Annotated in this window: 22 protein-coding genes and 1 tRNA gene; 7 read left to right on the forward strand and 16 right to left on the reverse strand. The window is 68.5% G+C overall.

The genetic code is table 11. From position 1 onward, the window contains the following. Positions 1–162: 162 nt before the first annotated feature. Positions 163–876 (forward strand): hypothetical protein, encoded by a 714-nt coding sequence (locus AC4GYU_RS11080; protein ID WP_491087011.1) that lies wholly within the window; start codon positions 163–165, stop codon positions 874–876. On the opposite strand, the gene AC4GYU_RS11085 is transcribed toward AC4GYU_RS11080, so the two are convergent. From AC4GYU_RS11085 to AC4GYU_RS11095, 3 genes are read right to left on the reverse strand one after another with little or no spacing between them, the layout of a single operon-like run. Then, positions 858–1,229: a YdbL family probable chaperone protein gene (locus AC4GYU_RS11085; protein WP_491087012.1), complete on the reverse strand. Its 372-nt coding sequence runs from the start codon at positions 1,227–1,229 to the stop codon at positions 858–860. The two genes, AC4GYU_RS11080 and AC4GYU_RS11085, sit on opposite strands and share 19 nt — an antisense overlap. Next, entirely contained in the window at positions 1,226–1,450 is a 225-nt protein-coding gene (locus tag AC4GYU_RS11090) for a YnbE family lipoprotein (protein WP_491087013.1), read from the reverse strand. Before AC4GYU_RS11090 ends, AC4GYU_RS11085 begins: the two co-directional genes overlap by 4 nt. Positions 1,451–1,454: 4 nt before the next feature. Beyond that, positions 1,455–4,640, reverse strand: coding sequence for an intermembrane phospholipid transport protein YdbH family protein (locus AC4GYU_RS11095; RefSeq protein WP_491087014.1), 3,186 nt, complete (start codon positions 4,638–4,640; stop codon positions 1,455–1,457). Positions 4,641–4,772: 132 nt separating this feature from the next. Here AC4GYU_RS11095 and radC point away from each other — a divergent pair, with 132 nt between their 5' ends. From radC to purB, 4 genes are read left to right on the forward strand one after another with little or no spacing between them, the layout of a single operon-like run. Beyond that, positions 4,773–5,453, forward strand: coding sequence for a RadC family protein (gene radC / locus AC4GYU_RS11100; protein ID WP_491087015.1), 681 nt, complete (start codon positions 4,773–4,775; stop codon positions 5,451–5,453). Beyond that, positions 5,450–5,806 carry a hypothetical protein gene (locus tag AC4GYU_RS11105; protein WP_491087016.1) on the forward strand — a complete coding sequence of 119 codons (357 nt, stop codon included), beginning with the start codon at positions 5,450–5,452 and terminating at the stop codon, positions 5,804–5,806. The genes radC and AC4GYU_RS11105 overlap by 4 nt, the downstream gene beginning before the upstream one ends. Before the next feature lie 55 nt (positions 5,807–5,861). Then, positions 5,862–7,712, forward strand: a complete 1,851-nt coding sequence (locus AC4GYU_RS11110) for an ABC-F family ATP-binding cassette domain-containing protein (protein WP_491087017.1) — start codon at positions 5,862–5,864, stop codon at positions 7,710–7,712. A gap of 37 nt (positions 7,713–7,749) precedes the next feature. Continuing rightward, positions 7,750–9,075: an adenylosuccinate lyase gene (gene purB, locus AC4GYU_RS11115; protein ID WP_491087018.1), complete on the forward strand. Its 1,326-nt coding sequence runs from the start codon at positions 7,750–7,752 to the stop codon at positions 9,073–9,075. Between the two features lie 262 nt (positions 9,076–9,337). Here purB and AC4GYU_RS11120 read toward each other — a convergent pair whose 3' ends face one another. From AC4GYU_RS11120 to dnaK, 6 genes are all read right to left on the reverse strand, one after another. Next, positions 9,338–9,580 carry a hypothetical protein gene (locus AC4GYU_RS11120; RefSeq protein WP_491087019.1) on the reverse strand — a complete coding sequence of 81 codons (243 nt, stop codon included), beginning with the start codon at positions 9,578–9,580 and terminating at the stop codon, positions 9,338–9,340. A gap of 57 nt (positions 9,581–9,637) precedes the next feature. After that, positions 9,638–10,093: a hypothetical protein gene (locus AC4GYU_RS11125; RefSeq protein ID WP_491087020.1), complete on the reverse strand. Its 456-nt coding sequence runs from the start codon at positions 10,091–10,093 to the stop codon at positions 9,638–9,640. 82 nt (positions 10,094–10,175) lie between these two features. Beyond that, entirely contained in the window at positions 10,176–11,096 is a 921-nt protein-coding gene (locus AC4GYU_RS11130) for an MBL fold metallo-hydrolase (protein ID WP_491087021.1), read from the reverse strand. 68 nt (positions 11,097–11,164) lie between these two features. Then, positions 11,165–12,238 (reverse strand): serine hydrolase domain-containing protein, encoded by a 1,074-nt coding sequence (locus AC4GYU_RS11135; RefSeq protein ID WP_491087022.1) that lies wholly within the window; start codon positions 12,236–12,238, stop codon positions 11,165–11,167. A gap of 36 nt (positions 12,239–12,274) precedes the next feature. Beyond that, positions 12,275–13,393, reverse strand: coding sequence for a molecular chaperone DnaJ (gene dnaJ / locus AC4GYU_RS11140; RefSeq protein ID WP_491087023.1), 1,119 nt, complete (start codon positions 13,391–13,393; stop codon positions 12,275–12,277). A gap of 111 nt (positions 13,394–13,504) precedes the next feature. Beyond that, a complete protein-coding gene (gene dnaK, locus AC4GYU_RS11145; protein ID WP_491087024.1) occupies positions 13,505–15,430 on the reverse strand; it encodes a molecular chaperone DnaK in 1,926 nt (641 codons plus the stop codon). 199 nt (positions 15,431–15,629) lie between these two features. Between dnaK and AC4GYU_RS11150 the strand changes: the two genes are divergently transcribed. Beyond that, on the forward strand, positions 15,630–16,844 hold the full coding sequence (locus AC4GYU_RS11150) for a glycosyltransferase family 87 protein (protein ID WP_491087025.1): 1,215 nt from the start codon (positions 15,630–15,632) through the stop codon (positions 16,842–16,844). Here AC4GYU_RS11150 and fabG read toward each other — a convergent pair. Together fabG and fabD are read right to left on the reverse strand one after the other, a co-directional pair. Continuing rightward, entirely contained in the window at positions 16,841–17,581 is a 741-nt protein-coding gene (fabG, locus tag AC4GYU_RS11155; protein ID WP_491087353.1) for a 3-oxoacyl-[acyl-carrier-protein] reductase, read from the reverse strand. The two genes, AC4GYU_RS11150 and fabG, sit on opposite strands and share 4 nt — an antisense overlap. 108 nt (positions 17,582–17,689) lie before the next feature. Further along, entirely contained in the window at positions 17,690–18,610 is a 921-nt protein-coding gene (gene fabD / locus AC4GYU_RS11160) for an ACP S-malonyltransferase (protein WP_491087026.1), read from the reverse strand. Positions 18,611–18,680: 70 nt separating this feature from the next. Between fabD and AC4GYU_RS11165 the strand changes: the two genes are divergently transcribed. Beyond that, positions 18,681–20,018, forward strand: a complete 1,338-nt coding sequence (locus tag AC4GYU_RS11165) for an APC family permease (RefSeq protein ID WP_491087027.1) — start codon at positions 18,681–18,683, stop codon at positions 20,016–20,018. Here AC4GYU_RS11165 and AC4GYU_RS11170 read toward each other — a convergent pair. The 5 genes from AC4GYU_RS11170 to AC4GYU_RS11190 form a co-directional block, all read right to left on the reverse strand. Further along, entirely contained in the window at positions 19,969–21,111 is a 1,143-nt protein-coding gene (locus tag AC4GYU_RS11170) for an aromatic ring-hydroxylating oxygenase subunit alpha (protein ID WP_491087028.1), read from the reverse strand. The genes AC4GYU_RS11165 and AC4GYU_RS11170 overlap by 50 nt on opposite strands. 133 nt (positions 21,112–21,244) lie before the next feature. Then, entirely contained in the window at positions 21,245–21,859 is a 615-nt protein-coding gene (gene folE, locus AC4GYU_RS11175; RefSeq protein WP_491087029.1) for a GTP cyclohydrolase I FolE, read from the reverse strand. After that, complete coding sequence (locus AC4GYU_RS11180; protein ID WP_491087030.1) at positions 21,852–23,138, reverse strand: FAD/NAD(P)-binding protein; 1,287 nt, start codon at positions 23,136–23,138, stop codon at positions 21,852–21,854. The genes folE and AC4GYU_RS11180 overlap by 8 nt, the downstream gene beginning before the upstream one ends. Next, positions 23,128–23,370 (reverse strand): DUF6356 family protein, encoded by a 243-nt coding sequence (locus tag AC4GYU_RS11185; protein ID WP_491087031.1) that lies wholly within the window; start codon positions 23,368–23,370, stop codon positions 23,128–23,130. The genes AC4GYU_RS11180 and AC4GYU_RS11185 overlap by 11 nt, the downstream gene beginning before the upstream one ends. 35 nt (positions 23,371–23,405) lie before the next feature. Then, positions 23,406–23,482 (reverse strand) — tRNA-Arg (locus AC4GYU_RS11190). Between the last annotated feature and the right edge of the window lie 31 nt (positions 23,483–23,513).

Below are 23,513 nucleotides of genomic sequence, written 5' to 3' on the forward strand. Positions count from 1 at the left end.
TGCGTGGCGACACTCCGAAAAGAGCATCTCACGCGGTTCAGGCAAGGAACATGGCGGCGTCGAGCTCGCCAAGGCGCCGCCCCTTTAGCAGGGCCGGTGATGAGGTCAACCGTGCATCCCTGGCGCCTTGCGGTCGACCGGCGGGGATCCTAGCCTTGGCCCATGCCTGTTGCCCTCCTGCCGCTACTCCTCGCCGCCGCGCCGGTCTCGATCGCCTCGGACCGTGACGGCCTCGACTTCTCTTACAGCTGGTCAAGGGAGGCCGAGGCGGTCCCCGCCCTCGCCCGCCGCTTCCGTGCCGATGCCGCCCGCCAGAAGCGCGACATGATGGCCATGGTGGCAACCGAAAAGGCAATGCGCAAAAAGATGAAGCTCGACTTCAACGGGCTCCAATTCTCGCGGGCCTGGACGACCTCGGGACAAAGCCGGCGGCTGCTGTCGCTGGTCGGCGCCACCAGCGCCTATACCGGCGGCGCCCATTCCAATGGCGGGACGACCGCCTTGCTGTGGGAGCGCGCGCTAAGCCGCGAGGTCACGCTCGCCGGCCTGCTCCAGCCGGGCAAGAGCTGGGGCGGCGCGATCCGCCAGCCCTTCTGCATCTTGCTCGACCGCGAGCGCACCAAGCGGCGGCAGGAACCGGTCAAGAGCGGCGAATGGCCGAACCAATGCCCGGCGCTCAAGGAGCTCACCATCGCGCTCGCCGACCATGACCGCGACGGGCGCTTCGACCATCTCGACCTTACCGCCGACGCCTATGTCGCGGGTTCCTATGCCGAAGGCGCCTATGAGGTGAGCCTGCCGTTGACCGCGACCATGCTGGCCCGCCTCAAGCCCGCCTACCGGGCCGACTTCGAGCCTCAGCCGCCGGTGCAGTAATCGGGGACCGGTGCGGGCTGACCGGGCGCGCGGCGGCGCCACTGGCCGTCGCTCAGCATATAGGCTTCGCCCACGCGGACCCGGCCGAGCAGGGTGCAGCCGGCGGTGATCCCCACTTCCTGCGGACTGACGGGCTTGCGCTGCGCAAGGTCGCTGTAGAGCGCGCGACGGCGGATGTTGATCGCTTCGGTCTGCGCCCGGACCGCCCCCGTCGCCGGCCCCGCATAGCCCAGATAGCCGTCATAGCGCTCGCCCACCTGCCCCGCCGCGATGGCGTCGAACAGGGCGCTCTGCTGCGCCGCTGCGGCGCCCGCGGTCAGCGCCAGCGCAAGGCCCAGCGCGAGGCGGATCATCGCTGCCCCTGCGGCGTGGTCCCGGCAGGCCGCTGCGGGAAGGCTTCGGGATTCTGGTTGATCAGCTGATCGACGTCGCGCTGCATCCGCACCAGCACTTCCTGGCGGATGACGACGTTGAGGTTGATCTCGATCGGCTTCTCCGGCGTGCGGACGTTGACGCAGCCGCCAAGGGCAGCGGCGGCGAACGGCACGGCGATCAGGAGGGGGCGCTTGTTCATGCTTCTACCTCGCGGGGGTGATCTGTTCGACGACGGGCGTCTGGGTCTGGGTGCTTTCTTCCTCGCGCCGGCGGACCTCGGTCACGATCCCCGGACGGCCCTCGAGCGGCCGGTCGAGGGTGGTGTCGATGAGCGCGCGCGGATCGCGGAGCGACTTGGCGGTGCCGATCAGCGCACGGAAGGGTCCGCGGATCGAGACGTTGAACTTGAGCGGAAGGCGGCTGACGAAGCGGCTGATCAGCCGCTGCGTGCCGTTGGTGCCGGCAAGGCCCACCCCGTCGATGACCAGCGTGGTGCCGAATTCGCCCGCGAGGTCCCCGTCGAGGCGGATGATCATGGAGCGGAAGCGCAGGTCCTTTAGCGCATTGAAGGCGAGGTTGCCGGCGGTGCCGAGGTTCGCCTTGTTGACCGCGCCATTGTACGACAGGCGCCCGCCCGGCTCGCGGCTGTCGAGCCGCCCGCCGACGATCCGTCCGCCATTCTCGTCGAAGATCATCGGCAGCACGCCGTCGAACGTGCCCTCGGCGCTGATGTCGGCGAAGCCGAAGCTGCTGACGAACCGGTTGGCGTCGAGGCCGCGGACCTCGAAGGTCAGCCGCTTCGGGCTCGGCCGGCCGAGGTTGAGGACGGTCTCGCGAAGGATCAGCTCGCCGCCCATGAAGGGCCAGCGCCCGGCCTGGATCCGGACCAGCTGGTCGGGCAGCAACTGATAGGTAATGACCCCGTTCTCGACGAGGATGCCGGGGTTGATGGTCGCGACCTGGATGGTCTGCCCGGGCTCGGTCGTGAGGCCGAGGAGGTCGTTGAACCGGATCGTGCCCTTGAGGCCCGTAACCGGACCGAAGGCCGCGGCGAGGTCCATGCCCTCCGTCCCGAACTCGCCGGTCGAAGTGACCTCGCCATTGCCGTTCCAGGCGATCCGTCCCTGCCCCGTGATCGTCCCGTTGACGAGCGCGATGACGCCTTCGGTCAGGCGGGTGATCATCTCGGGCTGGAGGCCGTTCTGGCGGAAGACCAGCCCGGGCACGTCGAGCGTCGCATCGCCGCGGCCGTTGCCGAGATCGTGGCGGATGGCGACGTTGGTTACCAGCGCGCCCGTCGTCGGATGACGAAGCGAACCACCGGCGCGAATGGCATTGCCGGCAAGCGTGAAGCTGAGGTCGTCGGAGCGCAACGGATAGAAGCGCGGCGGTTCGGCGCCGATATCGCTGGCAGTCGCCGCGGCATTCACCGACAGGCGATCACGATAGTAGAGCCAGCGGCCGGCGGCATCGGTCAGCTTGATCGGAACCCGGCCGATGGTCGCGTCGGCATTGGCGAAGGTCCCGTTGATCCCGCTTCCGGCGAAGGTGCCCTCGAGCGTCCGCGCGTTGAGCAGGATCGGGGCGTCGGGATTGCCCATCCGTGCCCGGACCCCGACGAGGTCGAACCCGCGCGACCCCACCAGCGCGGCGCGCTCTGCCCGAAGCGCGAAGGGCGACGAGCCGAGCCGCCCGTTGAGCGCCACGTTGCGGCTGAAGGCGCGCACCGCGAGATCGCCATCGGGCTGGCGGAAGACGATCGCCTGCCCGGTCGCGCAGACCGGCAGCTGGGTCCGCCCGAGCTGCAGCGCTCCGAGGCGGAGGCTGTTCGCCGACAGGGTGACGCAGCCGCGGCCGAAGGCGAGCGCCCCGCCCGGCCCGACCGTGCCATTGACCGGCACCCGAAGCCCGGTGACCCGGCCGCCCGACAGCGGGCCGTCGAGCAGCGCCACCGTGTCGATCCGGGTCGCGCCATTGGCGAGCGCACCGAAGCGGACCGGCGCAAGGGCGAGCCGCGCGCCGCCCGCGGCATAGGGCTGCATCACGAGCGTGCCGCTGACCGGGCCGCCGCCGCGCGGCATCGACAGCGCAAGGTCGGCGGTCGGAAGCCCGCCGCCGGCGGTACGGATCCGGCCGTCGAGACGGAGCCGGTTGCCCGGCCAGTAATAAGTGATGCCGTCGCCATTGCCGCCGACCAGGATCCGGGCGCCCGACGCGCTGCGGACGTCGGCCCTCTCGACCCGCACCGCCCCGCCCCCGGCGAAATTGACCAGTCGCAGCGCGCCTTGCGCGTTCATCCGCCGGGTCGCGCGTTCGATCCCCTGGCGGAGCTCGGCGGCGATCGGCGCGAGCGGCGTGCCGTCAGCCCCGGCGAGCGCACCGGTGAGGCCGCGGGTCAGTCCCGCATCAAGGTCGACGCCCTGCGCGGCATAATCGGCGACGAGCGCGATATGCCCCCTGGCGGCGTTGAGAAGGTAGCTCCCCTCGAGCCGGGTCCGGTCGGCGGTCAGCTGCGCCATGCGCGCGCCGGCAGCGGACAGGCGGACCTTGCCGAGCACACGGGTCGGGTCGCCGCCGAAGCTCAGCTCCGCGTTGAAGCGGTCGAGCTGGTTGACCCCCGCCGCCAGTGCCATTGCGCTCATCCGGCCCTTGCCGGTGAAACGGTCGAAGCCTTCGGAGAACTGGCTCTCGATATCGAGCCTGGGGTCGGCGATGGCGATGTTGCTGGTCGGGCACGCGAAGCGGCTGGCGCTGAGCGGCCCGCTGACCAGGGGCCGGCGGGCGGTGACCGAAACCGCAAGCTGCGCGCGAAGCCCGCCAAGTGTGCAGCGGCCCGCGTCCAGCGTCGGCGAGGCCGCGGCAAGCCTGCCCTTGAACCCGCCGGTGAGATTGCCCGCGCCTTCGATCGCGACGCCGATCGGACCGTAGGGCGTCGCCACCGCGATCGACGTGTCGGCGAGGTCGACGCTGATATCGGGGAGCGAAAAGGGCTTTCCCGAGGGCGGCGGGAGCAATTTGTCGACCTGGCCCCAGCTCACCCGGCGGCCGATCACCTTGCCGCGAAGCCGGACGCCGCGCGCGACGACCCGGTAGAATTCGACCTGCCCGTTCCAGCGAATCCGCATCTGGATCTGCGCGACCCTGGCGGTGAGGTCCGGGTTGCGCGGGTCGCCGATGACGAGGTTCGATACCTGCTGGGTGCGGAGCCCGATCCGGTCGAGCGTGAAACTCGCCTGCACCCCGCGGCGAGTAAGCTCGCGTTCGAGAATATTCGAGGCGATTGGGCGGCGCTGCGACCAGAGAACGATCGCCACCACGACGAGGATGACCAGGAGAGCGATGACGGCATAGCCGAACAGGCGCGCGATTCGACGGCGACGGCGAACCACGGCCACCGTTTCCCCACCCGTCTGACTGGCCGTCGTCTCTTCTGTCACTAACCGCTTCTAACCCTTGGTGTCCGCGACCGTTCCGCGTCCGACATGTTGCCTAAAGCGGAGCGACGGCATAGCCTTCTTCCCATGGGCGACAAGCCGAATGGCGCCGATGGGCATCGCGCGCGCCTTCGGCATCGGCTGCTGGACGGCGGTGGCGACGCTTTGCTCGACCATGAGCTGGTTGAATATCTGCTGACTCTCGCAATTCCCCGCCGCGACACCAAGCCTTTGGCAAAGCAGCTGATTTCGCACTTTGGCGGGCTCGGACCACTGCTCGACGCACCCCCGGAGGTGCTCCGGCGCGAAGGCCTCAGCGAAAGCGTGATCGGTGCGCTTGCGATCGCCCGGGCGACGGCGCTGCGCCTGCTCGAGACGCGGATGGAAGCGCGGCCTTTGCTGTCGAGCTGGGACGCGCTCGGCGACTATCTGCAGGCGGCGATGGGGCACATGCGGGTGGAGGAGGTCCGCGTCCTCTTTCTCAACGCCAAGAACACGCTGGTCGCCAACGAGGCGATGTGGCGCGGTTCGGTCGACGAGGCGGCGGTCCATGTCCGCGAGGTCATCGCCCGTGCGATCGCGCTCGGCGCCACCGCGCTGATCATTGTCCACAATCATCCAAGCGGCGACCCGACCCCTTCCAAGCAGGATATCCGCCTCACCCGCGACCTCATCGACGCCGGGCGGCACATGAAGATCACCGTCCACGACCATGTCATCGTCGGCGCGCAGGGCCGCTCGAGCCTGCGCGCGATGGGGCTGATGTGAAGATCCGTGAACGTTCGACCTATCGCCGTCTTCGCGCGTTCGTCGACTGGGACCTTGGCGACGGTGTGCGGGCGGGAAGCCTCTCGCTCCTCATCGGGTGTGGGCTGTTCCTGCTGCCATGGCTGACGTTGGCCGAACCGTGGCGCTTGTGGACTGGGCTAGCGCTTGCCGTGCCGTGGATGGGCTTCACGGTCTGGCGCGCTTTCCGGATGATGAAGGCGTCGGCCATTCGCGGTGACCGTGCCTACGACCGGACCCTCCGGCCGCTGCTGGGCAAGGACTATCGGTCGACTGAAAGCGCGACCGCGACGCGGCAGCGGAGGCGCCGCGATGACACCGCGGCAGCCGATTAGGAGGGCGTTCGTGCCCGCCTTCAGTTCGCCATGAAAGCCGTGTAAGCGGCGCCTCATGCTGACCATCAATGGAATCACGGTGCGCCTTGGCGGGCGGACGATCCTCGACCGCGCCACCGCGACCATCCGCCCGAAGAGCCGCGTCGGGCTGATCGGCCGCAACGGCGCGGGCAAGTCGACCCTGATGAAGGTCATGATCGGCCAGCTCGAGGCGGACGAGGGCGAGATCGAAATGCCCAAGCGCACGCGCCTCGGCTATATCGCGCAGGAAGCTCCGAGCGGGGATGCGACCCCGTTCGACACGGTGCTCGCCGCCGATACCGAGCGGGCCGAGCTGATGCTCGCCGCCGAGGATTACAGCGACATGGACCGCCTCGGCGAGGTTCACGAGCGGCTGCTCGCGATCGACGCTTATGGGGCTCCGTCGCGGGCCGCGCGGATTCTCCTCGGCCTCGGCTTCGACGAGGCGATGCAGCAGCGGCCGCTCGACAGTTTCTCGGGTGGCTGGAAGATGCGCGTCGCGCTCGCCGCCCTGCTCTTCTCCGAGCCCGACGTCCTGTTGCTCGACGAGCCGTCGAACCACCTCGACCTCGAAGCGACCTTGTGGCTCGAGAATTTCCTCAAGGATTATGCCGGGACGCTGGTGGTGATCAGCCACGAGCGCGACCTCCTCAACAATGTCGTCGACACCATCCTTCACGTCGAGCGGGGCACGCTGACCGCTTATTCGGGCGGCTATGACGATTTCGAGCGGCAGCGGGCCGAACGCGCCGCCCAGCTTGCCGCCGCCCGCGCCAGCCAGGAAGCCCAGCGCGCCCGGCTCCAGGACTACATCGCCCGCAACTCGGCCCGCGCCTCGACCGCCAAGCAGGCGCAGAGCCGCGCCAAGATGCTAGCGAAGATGCAGCCGATCGCGGCGATGGCCGACGATCCCTCCTTGAGCTTCGCCTTCCCGAGCCCGAGCGAACTCAAGCCCCCGCTGATCACGCTCGAAATGGCCAGCGTCGGCTATGACGACAAGCCGATCCTCAGGAAGCTCAACCTCCGGATCGACCCCGACGACCGGGTCGCGCTGCTCGGCCGCAACGGCAATGGCAAGACGACGCTCGCCCGCCTGCTCGCCGCGCAGCTGACGCCGATGGAGGGCGGCATGGTCGCGACCGGCAAGATGCGGGTCGGCTATTTCACCCAGTATCAGGTCGAAGAGCTGCACGGCGACGACACACCGCTCCAGCACATGAGCCGGGCGATGGAGGGCATGAGCCCCGCCGCGGTCCGTGCCCAGCTCGGCCGGTTCGGCTTCTCGGGCGACAAGGCGACCACCGTCACCAACAAATTGTCGGGCGGCGAGCGCGCGCGGCTGGCGCTGGCGCTGATCACCCGCGAGGCCCCGCACCTCCTGATCCTCGACGAGCCGACCAACCACCTCGACGTCGACGCCCGCGAAGCGCTGGTCCAGGCCCTGAACGACTATGACGGCGCGGTCATCCTGATCAGCCACGACCGCCACATGGTCGAGCTCACCGCCGACCGGCTGGTGCTGGTCGATGACGGCCGCGCGGTCGATTATAACGGCAGCATCGAGGATTACATCGACTTCGTCCTCGGCCGGAATCAGCCCAAGTCGGAGACGAAGGCCAAGGGCAAGAACGACAAGAAGGCCCGCGACGAGCAGCGCGAACTGAAGAAGGCGGCGGCCGAGGCCGAGAAGGAAAGCGCCCGCCTCGCCGAGCAGCGCAGCGCGCTCGACAAGGCGATGTTCGACCCCTCGGGCGCCGAGCCAGCGCTGGCCAGGCTGTCGATGAGCGAATTGTCGCAGCGCCGGGCCAAGGTCGCCGCCGCGCTCGAAGCGGCCGAAGCGCGCTGGATGGAGCTGAGCGAACAGCTGGAGATGCAAGCCGCCTGATTGCGGCAACCGCCCTCTCCTGCTAGCCGCCCGCGCCATGGTCCCGCGCTATTCCCGTCCCGCCATGGCTTCCATCTGGGAGCCCGAAAACCGCTTCAAGATCTGGTGGGACATCGAAGTCTACGCCGCGGAGGCGATGGGCGAGATCGGGATGATCCCGGCCGAGGACGCCCGGACCATCGTCGCCGCGCATGGCCGCAACGTGATCGAGCCGGTCGACGTCCCCGCGATCGACGCGATCGAGGCGGTCACCAAGCATGACGTCATCGCCTTCCTGACCTGGGCCGGCGAGAAGCTTGGCTCCGAGCGGCGCTGGCTCCACCAGGGCATGACCAGCTCGGACGTGCTCGACACGGCGCTCAACGTCCAGCTGAGCCAGGCCGCCGACATCCTGATCGAGGACCTGAAGGCCCTGCTCGCGGTGCTCGAGCGGCGCGCCTTCGAGCACAAGCTGACCCCGACCATCGGGCGCAGCCACGGAATTCATGCCGAGCCGGTCACCTTCGGCCTCAAGCTCGCGCAGGCGCACGCCGAATTCGCCCGCAATTTGAAGCGGCTCGAGGCCGCCCGCGAGGAGATCGCCACCTGCGCCATCTCGGGCGCGGTCGGGACCTTCGCCAATATCGACCCGCGGGTCGAGGAGCATGTGGCCAAGCGCCTCGGCCTCACGCCCGAGACGACCTCGACTCAGGTCATCCCCCGCGACCGCCACGCGATGTTCTTCGCGGTGCTCGGCGTCATCGCCTCGTCGATCGAGCGGCTGGCGGTCGAGGTCCGCCACCTCCAGCGCACCGAAGTGCTCGAGGCCGAGGAATATTTCTCGCCCGGCCAGAAGGGCTCGAGCGCGATGCCGCACAAGCGCAACCCGGTGCTGACCGAGAATCTGACCGGCCTTGCCCGGATGGTCCGCTCGGCGGTCGTCCCGGCGATGGAGAATGTCGCCCTCTGGCACGAGCGCGACATCAGCCACAGCTCGGTCGAGCGCTTCATCGGCCCCGACGCGACCATCACCCTCGACTTCGCCCTCGCCCGGCTGACCGGCGTCATGGACAAGTTGCTGGTCTATCCGGAGCGGATGCAGAAGAACCTCGACCGTATGGGCGGGCTGGTCCACTCGCAGCGCGTGCTGCTGGCGCTGACCCAGGCCGGGCTCAGTCGCGAGGAAGCCTATGCCAAGGTCCAGCGCAACGCGATGAAGGTGTGGGAATCGGACGGAGCGCTGTCGCTGCTCGATCTGTTGAAGGCCGATCCCGAGGTGACCGCCAAGCTCAGCCCCGAGCAGCTCGAGGCGAGCTTCGACCTCGGCTATCACTTCCGCCAGATCGACACGATCTTCCAGCGGGTGTTCGGCCGCTCGGCCTGAGAGGTCACGAAGGTGACACAGGCCGGGGTGGCGCTGCAGCGCCGGATCCGGCCCTTTGTCTCTGAAATCCGCCGTTCCTCAGAAAAGTACGAAGGCGACATGCCGTGACCTTGCCCGCGCTTGTGGGCAAATATGCTGATCGATGGATGGAAAGAGCCTAGCGTTTAACCGCTCCGGTTAGTAGAGCAGGGCAAATCCTACTTTGCAATGGCAACGGCGGAGGTCTGCTTTGGGTGGATTGCAGACGTTCCTTGCATCGGCTCTAAAGCTGGCCCGGCAACCACTCGATGGCGTCAAGCGCATCATCGCGTGCCGTGCGAGCACTCTCGAAAAGACCCGAAGTGTAACTCTGGATCCAGTAGCCCTCGATCGCTCCATCAGGCCGCAAATCTACATACAGGTATTCAGCGTAGTCGAACCGACCGTCTGCTCTTTCGCGGAGCGCCCATCGGCGCTCAGCGTCGATGCTGACAGCCGTCTCTACTATTCTGCCCTCGTCGGTCATCTGCCGAGAATGCGACGTGGCTCGAATGTCCGCAATGGGTCGGAAGCAGAAATTGCGTCAGACGCCTTTCGCATACCACTTCTGGCGTATCTCCATGTCCGTTTGAGTGAGCGCATCGTCACCTTCGGGTTTGTCGCAGTCCGAGGCAAAATAGGCGATGGCGAGAGCGGCACGCTGGCCATCATAGTCCGCCACACGCTTCATCAATCGGACGCCCTCAGGCCAAGGAAGAGCTGTGCCATCGATAAGGGCATGAGCAGCATCAAGGATGGGAGCCTTGATGGGATGGTCGGGACCCGCCGCCCATTCGGCGACGAGTTCCCGAAGCCGATCTTTGGTCACGACGCCATGCTGAGGTGGGCGGCATAGCTCATGCAAGACGCAAAAGGCCGCATTCAGAGAGATTCCCCAGCCCTGCCTGATGAGCGCGGAGGCCGACGGGTCGTCATACGGGAAACGGCAGTCAAAAGGTGCAGTGAAGGACTTCTCAGCTTCGGTGTCGTGCAGGACCATTTCCCCAAGCTCGCATTGAAATTTAACGTCCGCAATGGGTCGGAAGCGGACGTGGCGGGCGCCCGCGCCTTCACCCGGGTCGCTATCTTTTCGCCTTTGCCTTCAGCTCGTCATACATCGTCTCGACGAAGCGGGTCGGGGTGATGAAGCCGTTGGTGGCGACCTTGCCGTCGTAGGCGGCGGTCGGGCGGGAGGCGAGGACTTGCGCCTTGGTGCGGCCGGCGCGGATGCCCGCGGCGACCTTGGCGCGGACGTCGACCAGCATGGCGTGATAGGCAGCCAAGTCCTCGCGGGCCGCGACGGGGCCGTGGCCGGGGATGACCTTGCCGCCGGGTTTCACGATGCCGAGGCCGATCCTCGCCGCCGCAATCATGCCGTCGATCGAGCCGCCGCTCTCGCGGTCGATGAAGGGATAGGTCGCCTTGAAGAAGAAGGTATCGCCCATGTGGATGACGTTCGCGTTCCGCCAGTAGACGAGCGCATCGCCGTCGGTGTGGGCGTTGCGGACATGGGTCACCTCGAGGCGATCGCCGTTGAGGTTGAGGTTGACGCCCTGCGCGAAGGTCACGACCGGGAGCCCGGCCCTGGGGCTGGCCTTGATCGTCTGGTTCATCTGCTTGGAGAAGGTGTCGACGCTCATCCGGCGGCGGACATTGTCGTGGGCGACGATCACCGCGCCGGCATTGCCCATCGCCTCGTTCCCGCCGGTATGGTCGCCGTGCCAGTGGGTGTTGATGACGAACTTGACCGGATCGGGATCGACCGTCCGGATGGCGGCGACGATCCTGGGCGCGAGCGGGGCGAACTGGTCGTCGATGATGATGTTGCCGTCCGCGCCATAGCTGAGGCCGATGTTGCCGCCCGCGCCGAACAGGACCGCGACCCCGGGCGCGAGCTGCTCGAGCCGGACTTCGACCTTGCTCATGTCGTCCTGCTGGACGGCGGCGGTGGCGGCGGCGGGCGTGGCGAGGCCCACCAGCATGAGGGCGGCAAGACGGCGCATCAGTTTCTCCCCTGTGTCGGCACGAAGGCTAGTCGCCTTGGCGCCCGGCGGGAAGACCGCCCTTGGGGTCAGGCGAGCGGCAGGAGGCGCTCGACCAAAGCGGTCATGTCGTCCTGGCTGGTGTCGGAGGTGGACAGCAAGACAACCGAGCGCCCGTTCCCGAGGTCGTGCGCGAGGTGGGTGCGATAGGCCTGGACCTTGCCCGTCTCCCACGCGATCCGTCGCCCGGCGATCTCGCGGACCCGGCCCCCGAGCGCATAATGGTCGTCGGCCATCCGCACCGTCACCAGCCGCGCGCGTGATGCGGGCCGGAGCAGGCGGGAGGTATCGAAGATGAGGTGCGCGGCGCGGACGAGGTCGGCCGCCCCGCTGACGATATTGCCGCTGGCGCCGCCGAAGGGCGGGACCAGCGCCTCCTTCGGAGTGCCGGCCTTGTCATAGGCGCGGGCCGAGCCCGGCAGGGGGCCGGTCACGGTGTCGGCGAAGCCCGTCCGGCGAAGGCCCGCGGGGCGGAAGACCTCGCGGGCGAGCACCTCCTCGAAGCGCGCGCCGGCCACCCGCTCGATCGCGGCATGGACCAGCACCCAATTGTGGAAGGCATAGTCGAAGCGGGTGCCGGGCGCGAAGGCGAGGTCGCCGCTGCCGAAGCGGGCAACCATCTCGCGCGAGCCGGCGCGCGACGAGCGAAGCGACGGCTCGGCCCCGATCGCCTGGGTCACGCGGTCGGGAATGCCGCTGCTGTTGGCGAGGAGCTGCACCAGCGGCACGCCGCCATAGGGGCCGGTGAGCTCTGGCAGCGCGGCGCGGAGCGGCGCGTCGAGCGAGAGGAGGCCGCGTTCGGCGAGGCGCAGCACGGCGACGCTCGTCAGCCATTTGGAGACCGACCCGATCCGGACCGTGGTCGCGGCGGTGAAGGGAATTCCGCGCTCGCGGTCGGCGAGGCCGAAGGCGCGGAAGGCGGTCACCCGCCCCTGCCGCCCGAAGGCAACCGAGCCGCTGAGGCCCTGCTCGGCGATGAAACGGTCGACCAGCGCCGCGGCGCCCGGCGGCAGGGTGGCCGCGGCCGACGCGGGCCGCGCCGCGGAGAGGATCGGCACGGCGGCGACGGCGCCCACGAAGGAGCGCCGGGTGAGTTCAGTCATCGTGCCTCGGGAAGAAAGCGGAACAATGTCCGCAGCCTAGCCGAGCGCGTCCTTGATGCGCGAGAAGAAACTCTTGCTCGCCGGGCATTCCTCGCCGGTCTCGGTCTCGCGGAACTGGCAGAGCAATTCCTTCTGCTTGGCGCTGAGCTTGGTCGGGGTCTCGACCAGGATGCGCGCGACGAGGTCGCCGCGGCCGCGGCCGTTCAGCACCGCCATGCCCTTGCCGCGCATCCGCAGCGTCTCGCCCGACTGGATGCCCGACGGGATCTTCACCTCGATCTTCTCGCCGTCGATCCCGGGGACGGTGATCGACCCGCCGAGCGCGGCGGTGGTGAAGCTGACCGGGCATTCGGCGATGAGGGTCGTGCCCTCGCGCTCGTAGAGGGCGTGCCGCTTGAGGTGGACGAAGAGGTAGAGGTCGCCCGCCGGGGCGCCGCGCACGCCCGCCTCGCCTTCGCCGGCGACGCGGATCCGGGTGCCCTCGTCGACTCCGGCCGGGACCTGGATGGTGAGGGTGCGACGCTTGAGCGCCCGGCCCTCGCCCTGGCAGACCGGGCACGGGTCGGCGATGGTGACGCCATGGCCGTAGCAGGTCGGGCAGGCGCGCTCGACCACGAAGAAGCCCTGCTGGGCGCGGACCTTGCCGGCGCCGCCGCAGGTGTTGCAGCGCTCGGGCACGCTGGTGCCGCGCGCGCCGTCGCCCTCGCACGGCTCGCACGCGGCCATGGTCTCGATGTCGATCGTCGCCGACTTGCCGCCAAAGCTTTCCTCGAGCGTCAGTTCGAGATCGTAGCGAAGGTCCGAGCCGCGCGCGGCATTCTGGCGGCCACCGCCGCGCGGATCCATGAACTCGCCGAAGATCGACGAGAAGATGTCGGAGAAGTCGGGGCCGGCACCCGCGCCCCCGCCCCCGCTGAAGCCGCCCTGCTGATAGGCGGCATGGCCGAAGCGGTCGTAGGCGGCGCGCTTCTGCGGGTCCTTGAGGCAGTCATAGGCCTCGTTCAACTGCTTGAACTTGGCTTCCTGCTCGGTGCAGCCGCCGTGGCGATCCGGATGGCATTCCATCGCGAGCTTGCGATAGGCGGCCTTGATGGTCCGATCGTCGGCGCCGCGCTGGACTCCGAGCAGCTCGTAATAGTCGGTGTGAACGGTCATTGACGCTTCCCAACAACCGTCGTCCCGGCGCACGCCGGGACCTCAGCGAACGAGCTTTTCGCCCACCCCCCTGAGGTCCCGGCCTTCGCCGGGACGACGTCGGTCATCTAGTTACGCCTTCTTCTCGTCGTCGACTTCGGAGAATTCCGCGTCGACCACTTCCTCGTCCGCCTGTTGCGGCTGGGCCTCGGTGTCGGCGGTGCCGGCCTGGCCCTGCGCCTGCTGGCTCTCGTAGATCGCCTGGCCGAGCTTCATCGCGACCTGGGTGAGCGCGTTCGACTTGGCGGTCATCGCCTCGCCGTCGCCGCTCTCGATCGCCGTCTTGGTCTCGGCGATCGCGGTCTCGATCTCGGTCTTCACCTCGGCCGACACCTTGTCGCCATGCTCGGCGAGCTGCTTCTCGGTCGAATGAACGAGGCTCTCGGCCTGGTTCTTCGCCTCGGCCGCCGCACGACGCTTCTTGTCGTCCTCGGCGAACTGCTCGGCCTGCTTGACCATGTTGTCGATGTCGGCGTCCGAAAGACCGCCCGACGCCTGGATGCGGATCTGCTGCTCCTTGCCGGTGCCCTTGTCCTTGGCCGAGACGTTGACGATGCCGTTGGCGTCGATGTCGAAGGTGACCTCGATCTGCGGCACGCCACGCGGCGCCGGGGGGATTCCGACCAGGTCGAACTGACCCAGCATCTTGTTGTCGGCCGCCATCTCGCGCTCACCCTGGAAGACCCGGATGGTGACCGCATTCTGGTTGTCGTCGGCGGTCGAGAAGACCTGGCTCTTCTTGGTCGGGATCGTCGTGTTGCGATCGATCATCCGGGTGAAGACGCCGCCGAGGGTCTCGATGCCGAGCGACAGCGGGGTCACGTCGAGCAGCAGCACGTCCTTGACGTCGCCCTGGAGCACGCCGGCCTGGATCGCGGCGCCGATGGCGACGACCTCGTCCGGATTGACGCCGGTGTGCGGCTCCTTGCCGAAGAACTCCTTCACGACTTCACGCACGCGCGGCATGCGGGTCATGCCGCCGACGAGGACCACCTCGTCGATCGCCGAGGCGTCGAGCCCGGCATCCTTGAGCGCCTTCTTGCAGGGCTCGAGGGTGCGGTCGATGAGGTCGGCCACCAGCTTCTCGAGATCCGAGCGGGTGATCGTCTCGACGAGGTGCAGCGGGGTGGTCGCGCCGCCTTCCATGCGGGCGGTGATGAACGGCTGGTTGATCTCGGTCGTCTGGGCCGACGACAACTCGATCTTGGCCTTCTCCGCGGCTTCCTTGAGGCGCTGCAGCGCAAGACGGTCCTTGCGCAGGTCGATGCCTTCCTTGGCCTGGAACTTGGCCGCCAGATGCTCGACGATCTTGGCGTCGAAATCCTCGCCGCCGAGGAAGGTGTCGCCGTTGGTCGACTTCACCTCGAACACGCCGTCGCCGATCTCGAGGACCGAGACGTCGAAGGTGCCGCCGCCAAGGTCATAGACCGCGATCGTCTTGCCGTCGTTCTTCTCGAGGCCGTAGGCGAGCGCCGCCGCGGTCGGCTCGTTGATGATGCGCAGCACTTCGAGGCCCGCGATCTGGCCGGCGTCCTTGGTCGCCTGGCGCTGCGCGTCGTTGAAGTAGGCCGGGACGGTAATCACCGCCTGGGTGACCGTCTCGCCGAGATAGGCCTCGGCCGATTCCTTCATCTTCTGGAGGATGAAGGCCGAGATCTGCGACGGGCTGTAGTCCTGCCCCCCGGCATTGACCCAGGCGTCGCCATTCTGGCCCTTGACGATCTTGTAGGGGACCAGCTCGGTGTCCTTCTTGGTCACCGGGTCGTCGAAGCGGCGGCCGATCAGGCGCTTCACCGCGAAGATCGTATTGTCCGGGTTGGTGACGGCCTGGCGCTTGGCCGGCTGGCCGATGAGGCGCTCGCCATCCTTGGTGAAGGCGACCACCGACGGAGTGGTGCGCGCGCCTTCCGCATTCTCGATGACCTTGGGCTTGCCGCCCTCCATCACCGCAACACAGCTGTTGGTCGTGCCGAGATCGATCCCGATCACTTTCGCCATTGTTCTTCTACCCTTTCACTCGCCCCCGGACGCCCGGTTTTCCGGACCATCCGTTTCCATGTTTCGGCGGCGATATAGGGAGGGTGAAAGCGGCGACAAGGAGTCGGTGTGGCGCAATTGCAATACAGCACGAGTGCCGTTGCATCGCGCATCCTCTCGGGCGCGCCATGGTGACCTTTTTCTTAACCGCGATCCGGCCATGAGCGTGGCCGTGGAAAGTCTTGCATCAGGCCGCTGGCTCGACCGCGCGCGCATCGTCCGGATCGGTCTTCTCTGCCTGCTCGCCTCGGCGGTGATGATCGGCTGGACCCTGCTGACCGCGCACGGGACGCTCGACGCGCGGGGGCGTCCGCTCGGGACCGATTTCTCCAATGTCTGGACGGCGGGGCGGATGGTGCTCGACGAACGCGCGCCCGCGGTCTGGTCGTGGCCCGACCATTTCGCGGTCCAGCGGGCGGTACACGGCAAGCCCGACGTCGACCTGTTCGGCTGGCATTATCCGCCGCCCTTCCTGCTGGTCGCGACCGCGCTTGCAACCATGCCCTATGTGACCGCGCTGATCGTCTGGCAGCTGGCGACGCTGCTGCCCTTCCTCTGGCTGCTCCACCGCATGGTGCCGCGGCACGAGACCATCCTCCTCGCGCTCGCTGCGCCGGTGACGATGATCTGCCTGCTCCACGGGCATAACGGCTTCCTCACCGCGCTGCTCCTCGGCGGCGGGCTGTTCCTGCTCGAGCGCCGGCCGCTTGCCGCCGGGCTGTTGCTCGGCTGCCTCATCTACAAGCCGCAGTTCGCCCTCGTCATTCCGGTGATGCTGCTGGCCGCGCGGCAGTGGCGCGCGATCCTCGGCGCTTGCCTGTCGGCGGGGCTGCTGGTGGCCGTCACCATGGCCCTGTGGGGCTGGCCGGTCTGGGCGGCCTTCCTCGACAGCCTCCCCCTCACCCGCTCGGTGGTGATCGAGCAGGGCGCGACCGGCTTCCACAAGATCATGACGCCGTTCGGCGCGGTGCGCGGCTGGGGCGGCGCGATCCCGCTCGCCTATGCGGTGCAGAGCCTGATGACGCTGGCGGTGGTCGCGCTGACCTTATGGGTCGGCTGGCGCGAGCGGTCGAACGACCGGCGCGGGGCCTGGACCTGCGCCGCGGTGCTGCTCTCGACGCCTTATGCGCTCGACTATGATTTCGTGGTGCTGCTCCCCGCCCTCGCCTTCCTGTGGCGGGACGGCGAAGTGTCGGGCTGGAACCGTTGGGACAGGAGCCTGCTCGCCGCCGCCTGGGCCGCGCCGCTCTTCGCGCGCGCGGTCGCCGAATATCTGTTCGTGCCGCTGGGGCTGCTGAGCGTGGTGGCGGTCGCCGCCGTCACCCTCCGCCGCATGGCCGCGACGCAAGGAATGACGGCGGCACGGACCGGCTAGACCATCGCCATGCCGCCGTTGACGTGCAGCGTCTGGCCGGTGACGTAGCCCGCCTCGCGGCTGGCGAGGAAGACGATCGCCGCGGCGACGTCCTCGCCGGTGCCCATCGCGCCCGACGGGATCTTGGCGAGGATGGCGGCGCGCTGCGCGTCGTTCAGCGCATCGGTCATGGCCGAGGTCATGAAGCCCGGCGCGACGCAATTGACGGTGATGTTGCGGGACGCGAGTTCCTGCGCGACGGCTTTCGACATGCCGACAAGGCCGGCCTTCGACGCGACATAATTGGCCTGGCCGGGATTGCCGGTCTGGCCGACGACGCTGGTCACCGAGACGATGCGGCCGAAGCGTGCCTTCATCATCGGCTTGGCGGCGGCGCGCATCAGGCGGAAGGCGGCCTCGAGGTTGATCGAAATGACGCTTTCGAACTCCTCGTCCTTCATCCGCATGAGGAGGTTGTCGCGGGTGACGCCGGCATTGTTGACGAGGATATCGAGCTTGCCGCCGAGGGCCTCGACCGCCGCCGGCACGAGCGCGTCGACCGCCGCGCCGTCCGAGAGGTTGCAGGGCAATGCGACATGGTCGCCGCCGAGGGTATCGCGGAAGGCGTTCAATTTCTCGGCATTGCTGCCGCTGACCGCGAGGCGGGCGCCCTGCGCCGCGAGCGCCTTGGCGATGGCGCTGCCGAGGCCGCCGCTGGCGCCGGTCACGAGGGCGGTCATTCCGGTGAGGTCGAACATGCTTCTTACTTCCTCGTCATGCTGAACTTGTTTCAGCATCCATGCTTCAAATTCGAACGTCGGTTCGTGCGGCACCGTGGACCCTGAAACAAGTTCAGGGTGACGGTCTTAGAATTCCTTCGCGAGCGCTTCGATGTCGTCCATCGAGATGACGCTCGTCACCTTGGCATCGGGCGCGATGCGCTTGACCATGGGGCCGAGGACCTTGCCGCCGAACTCGACGAATTCACGGACGCCGGCAGCGGCCATTTCGGCGACGCTCTCGCGCCAGCGGACCATGCCGGTGACCTGCTCGACGAGGAGCTCGCGTATGCGGGCGGGGTCGCTCGCGGGCGCGGCGATGACGTTGGCGAAGACGGGCACGGCTGGCGCCTTGATGTCCGTATCGCCCAGCGCCTCGGCCATGACGTCGGCGGCGGGCTGCATCAGCGGGCAGTGGAAGGGCGCCGAGACCGGCAGCAGGACCGCGCGCTTGGCGCCATGGTCCTTGGCGATGGCGATGGCGCGCTCGATCGCGCTGCGGTGGCCCGAGATGACGACCTGCGAAGGATCATTGTCGTTGGCAACGGTGCAGACCTCGCCTTCCGCCGCGGCGGAGGCGATCGCCTGCGCCTTGTCGAGGTCGGCGCCGAGGAGCGCGGCCATCGCGCCGACGCCGACCGGCACGGCGGCCTGCATCGCCTGCCCGCGCTTCTTCAAAAGCCGCGAGGTGGTGGCGAGGTCGAAGCTGCCGGCGGCGCAGAGCGCGCTATATTCGCCGAGGCTGTGACCCGCGACGAAGTCGGCCTTGGTCACCGGCAGGCCGAGCGTGCGGAAGACGGCGATGGCGTGCGCCATGATCGCCGGCTGCGCGTTCTCCGTCAGCGTAAGATCGGCCTCGGGCCCTTCGCGCATCAGCCGGAAGAGGTTCTGGCCCAGCGCCTCGTCGACTTCGGCGAAGACATCGCGCGCGACGCTGCTTGCCTCGGCCAGCGCGGTGCCCATGCCGACCGACTGACTGCCCTGCCCCGGAAAAATGAATGCGCGCATGCGAACCCCTGATATGACGTGCCGCGCCGACTAGGCCGCACGGGCCCGATTGCCAAGCTGAGGAATGTGAATGAGCGACACCGACACCGCGATCGACACGCAGCCCGAGCCGCCCTCGCGGATGCTCGGCAAGTGGATGAGCGCGGCGATGGTGATCGGGACGATGGTCGGCTCGGGCATCTACCTCCTGCCGACGACACTGGCGCCGTTCGGGCCCAATCTCGTGCTCGCCTTCGTGCTGACGGGGCTCGGCACCATGTGCCTCGCCTTTGCGATGGCGCGGCTGGCGGCGCGCATCCCCGGCGGCCCCTTCGCCTATATCGCCAACGCCTTCGACGAGCGGACCGCCTTCCTCACCTTATGGTGCTACACCCTGTCGCAGGTGACCGCGGTGGCGGGCGTCGCGATCGCGGTCGCGGGCGCGCTCGGTCACGTCTTCCCGGCGGCGCAGGCGGGCATGGGGCTGACCCTGACCGCGATCGTCGCGATCCTCGCGCTGCTGCTGGTCAATCTTCGCGGGACCCGTTCGGCGGGCGTGCTGCAGGTGGTGACGACGCTGATCAAGCTGTCGCCGCTGATCGCCGCCGTGCTGCTGGTCGCCGGGCGCGGCGCCACGGGCCAGCCCTTGGAAGCGCTCAGTCCCACTCCAATCACGCTCGCTGGCGTGACCGCGGCGGCGGCGCTGATCCTCTTCTCGCTGACCGGGTTCGAGGCGGCGGTAATGACCGCCAACGTCACCAAGGATTCGACCAGCACGGTGCCGCGCGCGACCATCACCGGCACGGGCTTCACCGCGATCATCTATCTCCTCGCGACCGTTGCGGTGCTGTGGCTGCTGCCGAGTTCGGTGGCGATGAAGAGCGGCGCGCCCTTCGCCGACGCGATCGCGCCCCTGCTCGGCGCCGCGGCGGGCGCGCTGGTGGCAGTGATCGCCGCGATCAGCGCCTTCGGGACCGGCAATGCGCTGCTGCTGATCGCCGCCGAAAGCGCTCGGACCATGGCGAGTGCGCGCGACCTTCCGGCGGTGTTTGGGCGGGCCAACCGGATCGGCGCCCCAGCCGGCGCGCTGGTGATCTGCGCGGGCATTGCCGCGCTGCTGGTGCTGGCGAGCGCGTCCAAGGATTTCGTCAGCGTCTATGTGCTGATCACGCTCGTCTCGACGCTGCTGAGCCTCGTCCTCTACGCGGTGGTCGCGGTGGCCGCGCTGAAGCTCAAGGTCGCGGGCCAGTGGACGTGGGTGGTGGTGCTCGGGCTCATCTACACCGTCGCCATGTTCGTCGGCGCGGGCGCGGACGCCTTGCTGTGGAGCATCGCGCTCGGGCTCGTGGGCTTCCCGGTCCGCGCGCTGTCGCGGCGGCTCAGGCCGCCGGCGGGTGCGGCAGCCGCGCCTCGGGCACCAGACGCCTGAGCTTCTGCGCGAAGGCGCGCAGGCAGACCTCGCTCGTTCCCAGCGGACCCGGTTCGTAGGACGGCGAGCGCATGCCTTCCTGCACCCGGGCGATGAGCTCGGTATCCTCGGCGTTGACGCGGCGGTTGATCCGCCAGTTGAGGTAGCGAACCGCGCGCATCTCGCGCCGGTCGTCGGGTAGCGCGTAGCTGATCTCGCGGATCACCGTCTCGGTGGCGGAGACGGGCAGGAACTGCATGAAGTCGACCTGGTCGGGATAGATGTCGAAGGCAACGTTGGGCCAGAGCTTGTAATAGAGCCACTTGCGGCGGTGGCTCTCGGGCAGGTGCGCGGCGTCGGGCAGGTGATGCTGGTAGAGCCGCTCGGACGGATTGGCCGAGGGCTGCTCGACGAGGTCGCCCTCCATCCGGTCGACATGCTCGTCGGCCTCGATCCGGTAGCCACGCCCGAACAGGCGGGTGAGACCGGGATGGCCGACGGGAATGTGGAGGCCGTCCGAATAATTGTCGGCGATCGTCTTCCAGTTGAGCGCGCGCGGGCGCAGCGTCACCCGGCCGATCGCGCGCAATTCCTCGAAGCGATAGGGCGCGACCTCGGCCTCGTAAGGCGCCATCATCGTCGCGACGGATGGTGCGCCGGGCTCGAGCGTCACGAACAGGAAGCCGTGCCAGCGTTCGAGCGCAACCGGCTTGAGCCCGAGTTCGGCGGGGTTCAGGCCCGGATATTCGGACCGGTGCGGAACCCCGACGAGGCGGCCGTCGCGGGCATAGCTCCAGGCATGATAGGGACAGGTCAGGACCTTGGCGCAGCCGCTCGGCCCGTCGACCAGCCGCGACCCTCGGTGGCGGCAGACGTTGGTGAAGGCACGGGCCTCGCCGTCGTCGCCGCGAATGACGATGATGCTCTCGCCGAGATAGTCGAGTGTCTGCCAGTCGCCGGGCGCGGGAATATCGCTGTCGTGGCACACCACCTGCGGCGCGGCGCGGAGGAAGGCGGTCTTCTCGGCCGCGAAGAAGCCCTCGTGCCAGTAGAGCCAGCCCGGCAGGCTGAGGTCGTCGAGCGGATCGGAGAGGGAGCGGAGCTGGGTCGCCATGAAGGGAGACTAGCCCGCCCCTTCCCTTCAGGGAAGGTGGCAGCCGAAGGCTGACGGATGGGTTGGCGCGGGCGGCGAGAACCCCTCAGTCAGCTGCGCTGACAGCTCCCCTGAAGGGGAGCGGCGAAAGGACTCACCCCTTGCCCATCAGCGCGAGGACTTCCTTGCGGCTGCGTTCGTCCTCGCGGAAGGTGCCCATCATCCGGCTGGTGGTCATCAGCACGCCGGGCGTGTTGACCCCGCGCGCGGTCATGCAGGCGTGGGTCGCCTCCACCACCACCGCGACGCCCTTGGGCTGGAGATGCTCCCAGATGCAGTCGGCGACCTCGGCGGTGAGGCGCTCCTGGACCTGGAGCCGGCGGGCGAAGCCGTGGAGCACGCGGGCGAGCTTGGAGATGCCGACGACGCGCGTGCTCGGCAGATAGGCGATGTGCGCCTTGCCGATGATCGGTGCCATGTGATGCTCGCAATGCGACTGGAACGGAATATCGCGCAGCAGCACGATCTCGTCATAGCCGCCCACTTCCTTGAAGGTGCGGTAGAGGTGCGCGGCAGGATCCTCGTCATAGCCGCGGGCATATTCCTTCCACGCCCGCGCGACGCGCTGCGGGGTGTCGAGCAGGCCCTCGCGCTCGGGATCGTCGCCGGCCCAGCGGATCAGCGTCCGGACCGCCTCGGCGACATCGTCGGGCACAGGGATCTTCGGCGACGGAGCGACGAGGTCGCCGTCATCGGGCGTGTCAGCCATGAGTGGCGAGTTCCTCCGTGATGGCCGAGGCGACGCGCTCGGCCTGGTGGCGGATATCGGGAACGGCGATCATTTCCCAATACATGCCTTTGGTCAGCGGACCGGCCGCCCACATGGCGGGCGCGACCCGGTCCTGCGCATCGCCCGCGAGGCCGAGGTTCAGCGGGTCCGGGCGGACCAGCCTGTCCTCGAGCAGCTGGCGAAGAAGCGGGTTCCGGCTCCCCCGCACGTCGCCGAGCGGGCCGGTGCAATTGACCACCAGCGAAGGGCGGACCGTGCGGGTCCCGCCGCCGCGCCTGGCGATGGTGACGACGCCCTCCTTCCGCTCGGCGAGGCGACCGGCGACGATCTCGAGCCGCCCTTCCCCGATCAGCGCGCGAAGACGCTCGGCGACCTGCGGCGCGATCCGGTGGCGATGGACGTCCCACCACGGGCGGGCATGGCGCAGGAAGCGCTCGCGCTGCTCGAGCGGGAGCGCCTGCCACAGAGCGCCGGTATGCGGCCGGAGCGAATCCACCGCGGCGCGGAAACCGACGTCGCCGCTGCGCCGGCGAAGCCACGACCAGAGCGCGCCAAGATCGCCCTGCGGCAGCTCGTCGAGCGACACCGGCGCGGGATCGTGCGGCGCATGGGCGCGCGGCATCAGGCCGCGCCGGCTGACCGCGGTGATCCGGCCCTCATAGCCAAGGCCGTCCATCGTCAGGATGAGATCGACCATGGTGAGGCCGGTCCCGATGAAGAGAAGCTCGCCATTCTCTTCCACGACCTTGGCGAGGAGTTCGGGGGCTTCGGGGCTCCACGGATTGGCGAGGATCGGCACGCCTTCCCAGCCGCGGGGAAGCGCCGGCGCCTCGTTGCCAAGCGCAAGCACGACGGCACCGGCCGTGACCTGACGCCCGTCGCCGAGCGCCAGCCGCCAGGCATCGCCGTCGCGGTCGATGCGGGTCACCGCGACCGGATCGAGCGTCACGTCGCCATGGGCGGCGCGGATGTCGTCGAGATAACGCCCGAACTCCATCCGCGGGACGAAGGTGCCCGCCGTCTCGCCGCTCCAGCGCTGGAAGTCGTCGGGATCGGCCGGAAAGGCGCTCATCTTGGCCGCCGGCACGTTCAGCAGGTGATTGGGATCGCGGGTGCTGTAGGCGACCCCGCGGCCGGGGATGGCGCCGCCGTCGAAGATGGTCGACGGCACCCCGCGGCGGGCAAGCTGCACCGCCGTCATCACTCCCGAAAACCCCCCGCCGACGACCGCCACCGGGATGGCGGCGTCAGATCTCATAATCGGGCCAGGCCTGGGGGTCGGGCGCGCCGGCGCGCCTTTTGTGCATGTAGGCGTGAAGGTCGGTCACGGTCCGTCCGGCGGTCTCGGTGAAGAGCGAAGGGACCAGGGCATGGACGAGGCAGGCGGTGCCCGCGCCGATCATCCGCACGCCGATCTTGACCGCGCCGATGCCATGCCCCGCCCAGCTCATGCCGAGCGAGCGCGGGTGATCGAGGAACAGCCGTTTCATATCGTCGCAGCCCTCCCTCGGCCCGTGACACAAACTGGTGACCCCGACTGGATTCGAACCAGTGGCCTACAGATTAGGAATCTGGCGCTCTATCCTGCTGAGCTACGGGGCCTTGGGGGACGCCCTACCCGAGGGCGGCGGGG

Source organism: Sphingomonas sp. SP2 (assembly GCF_058313385.1).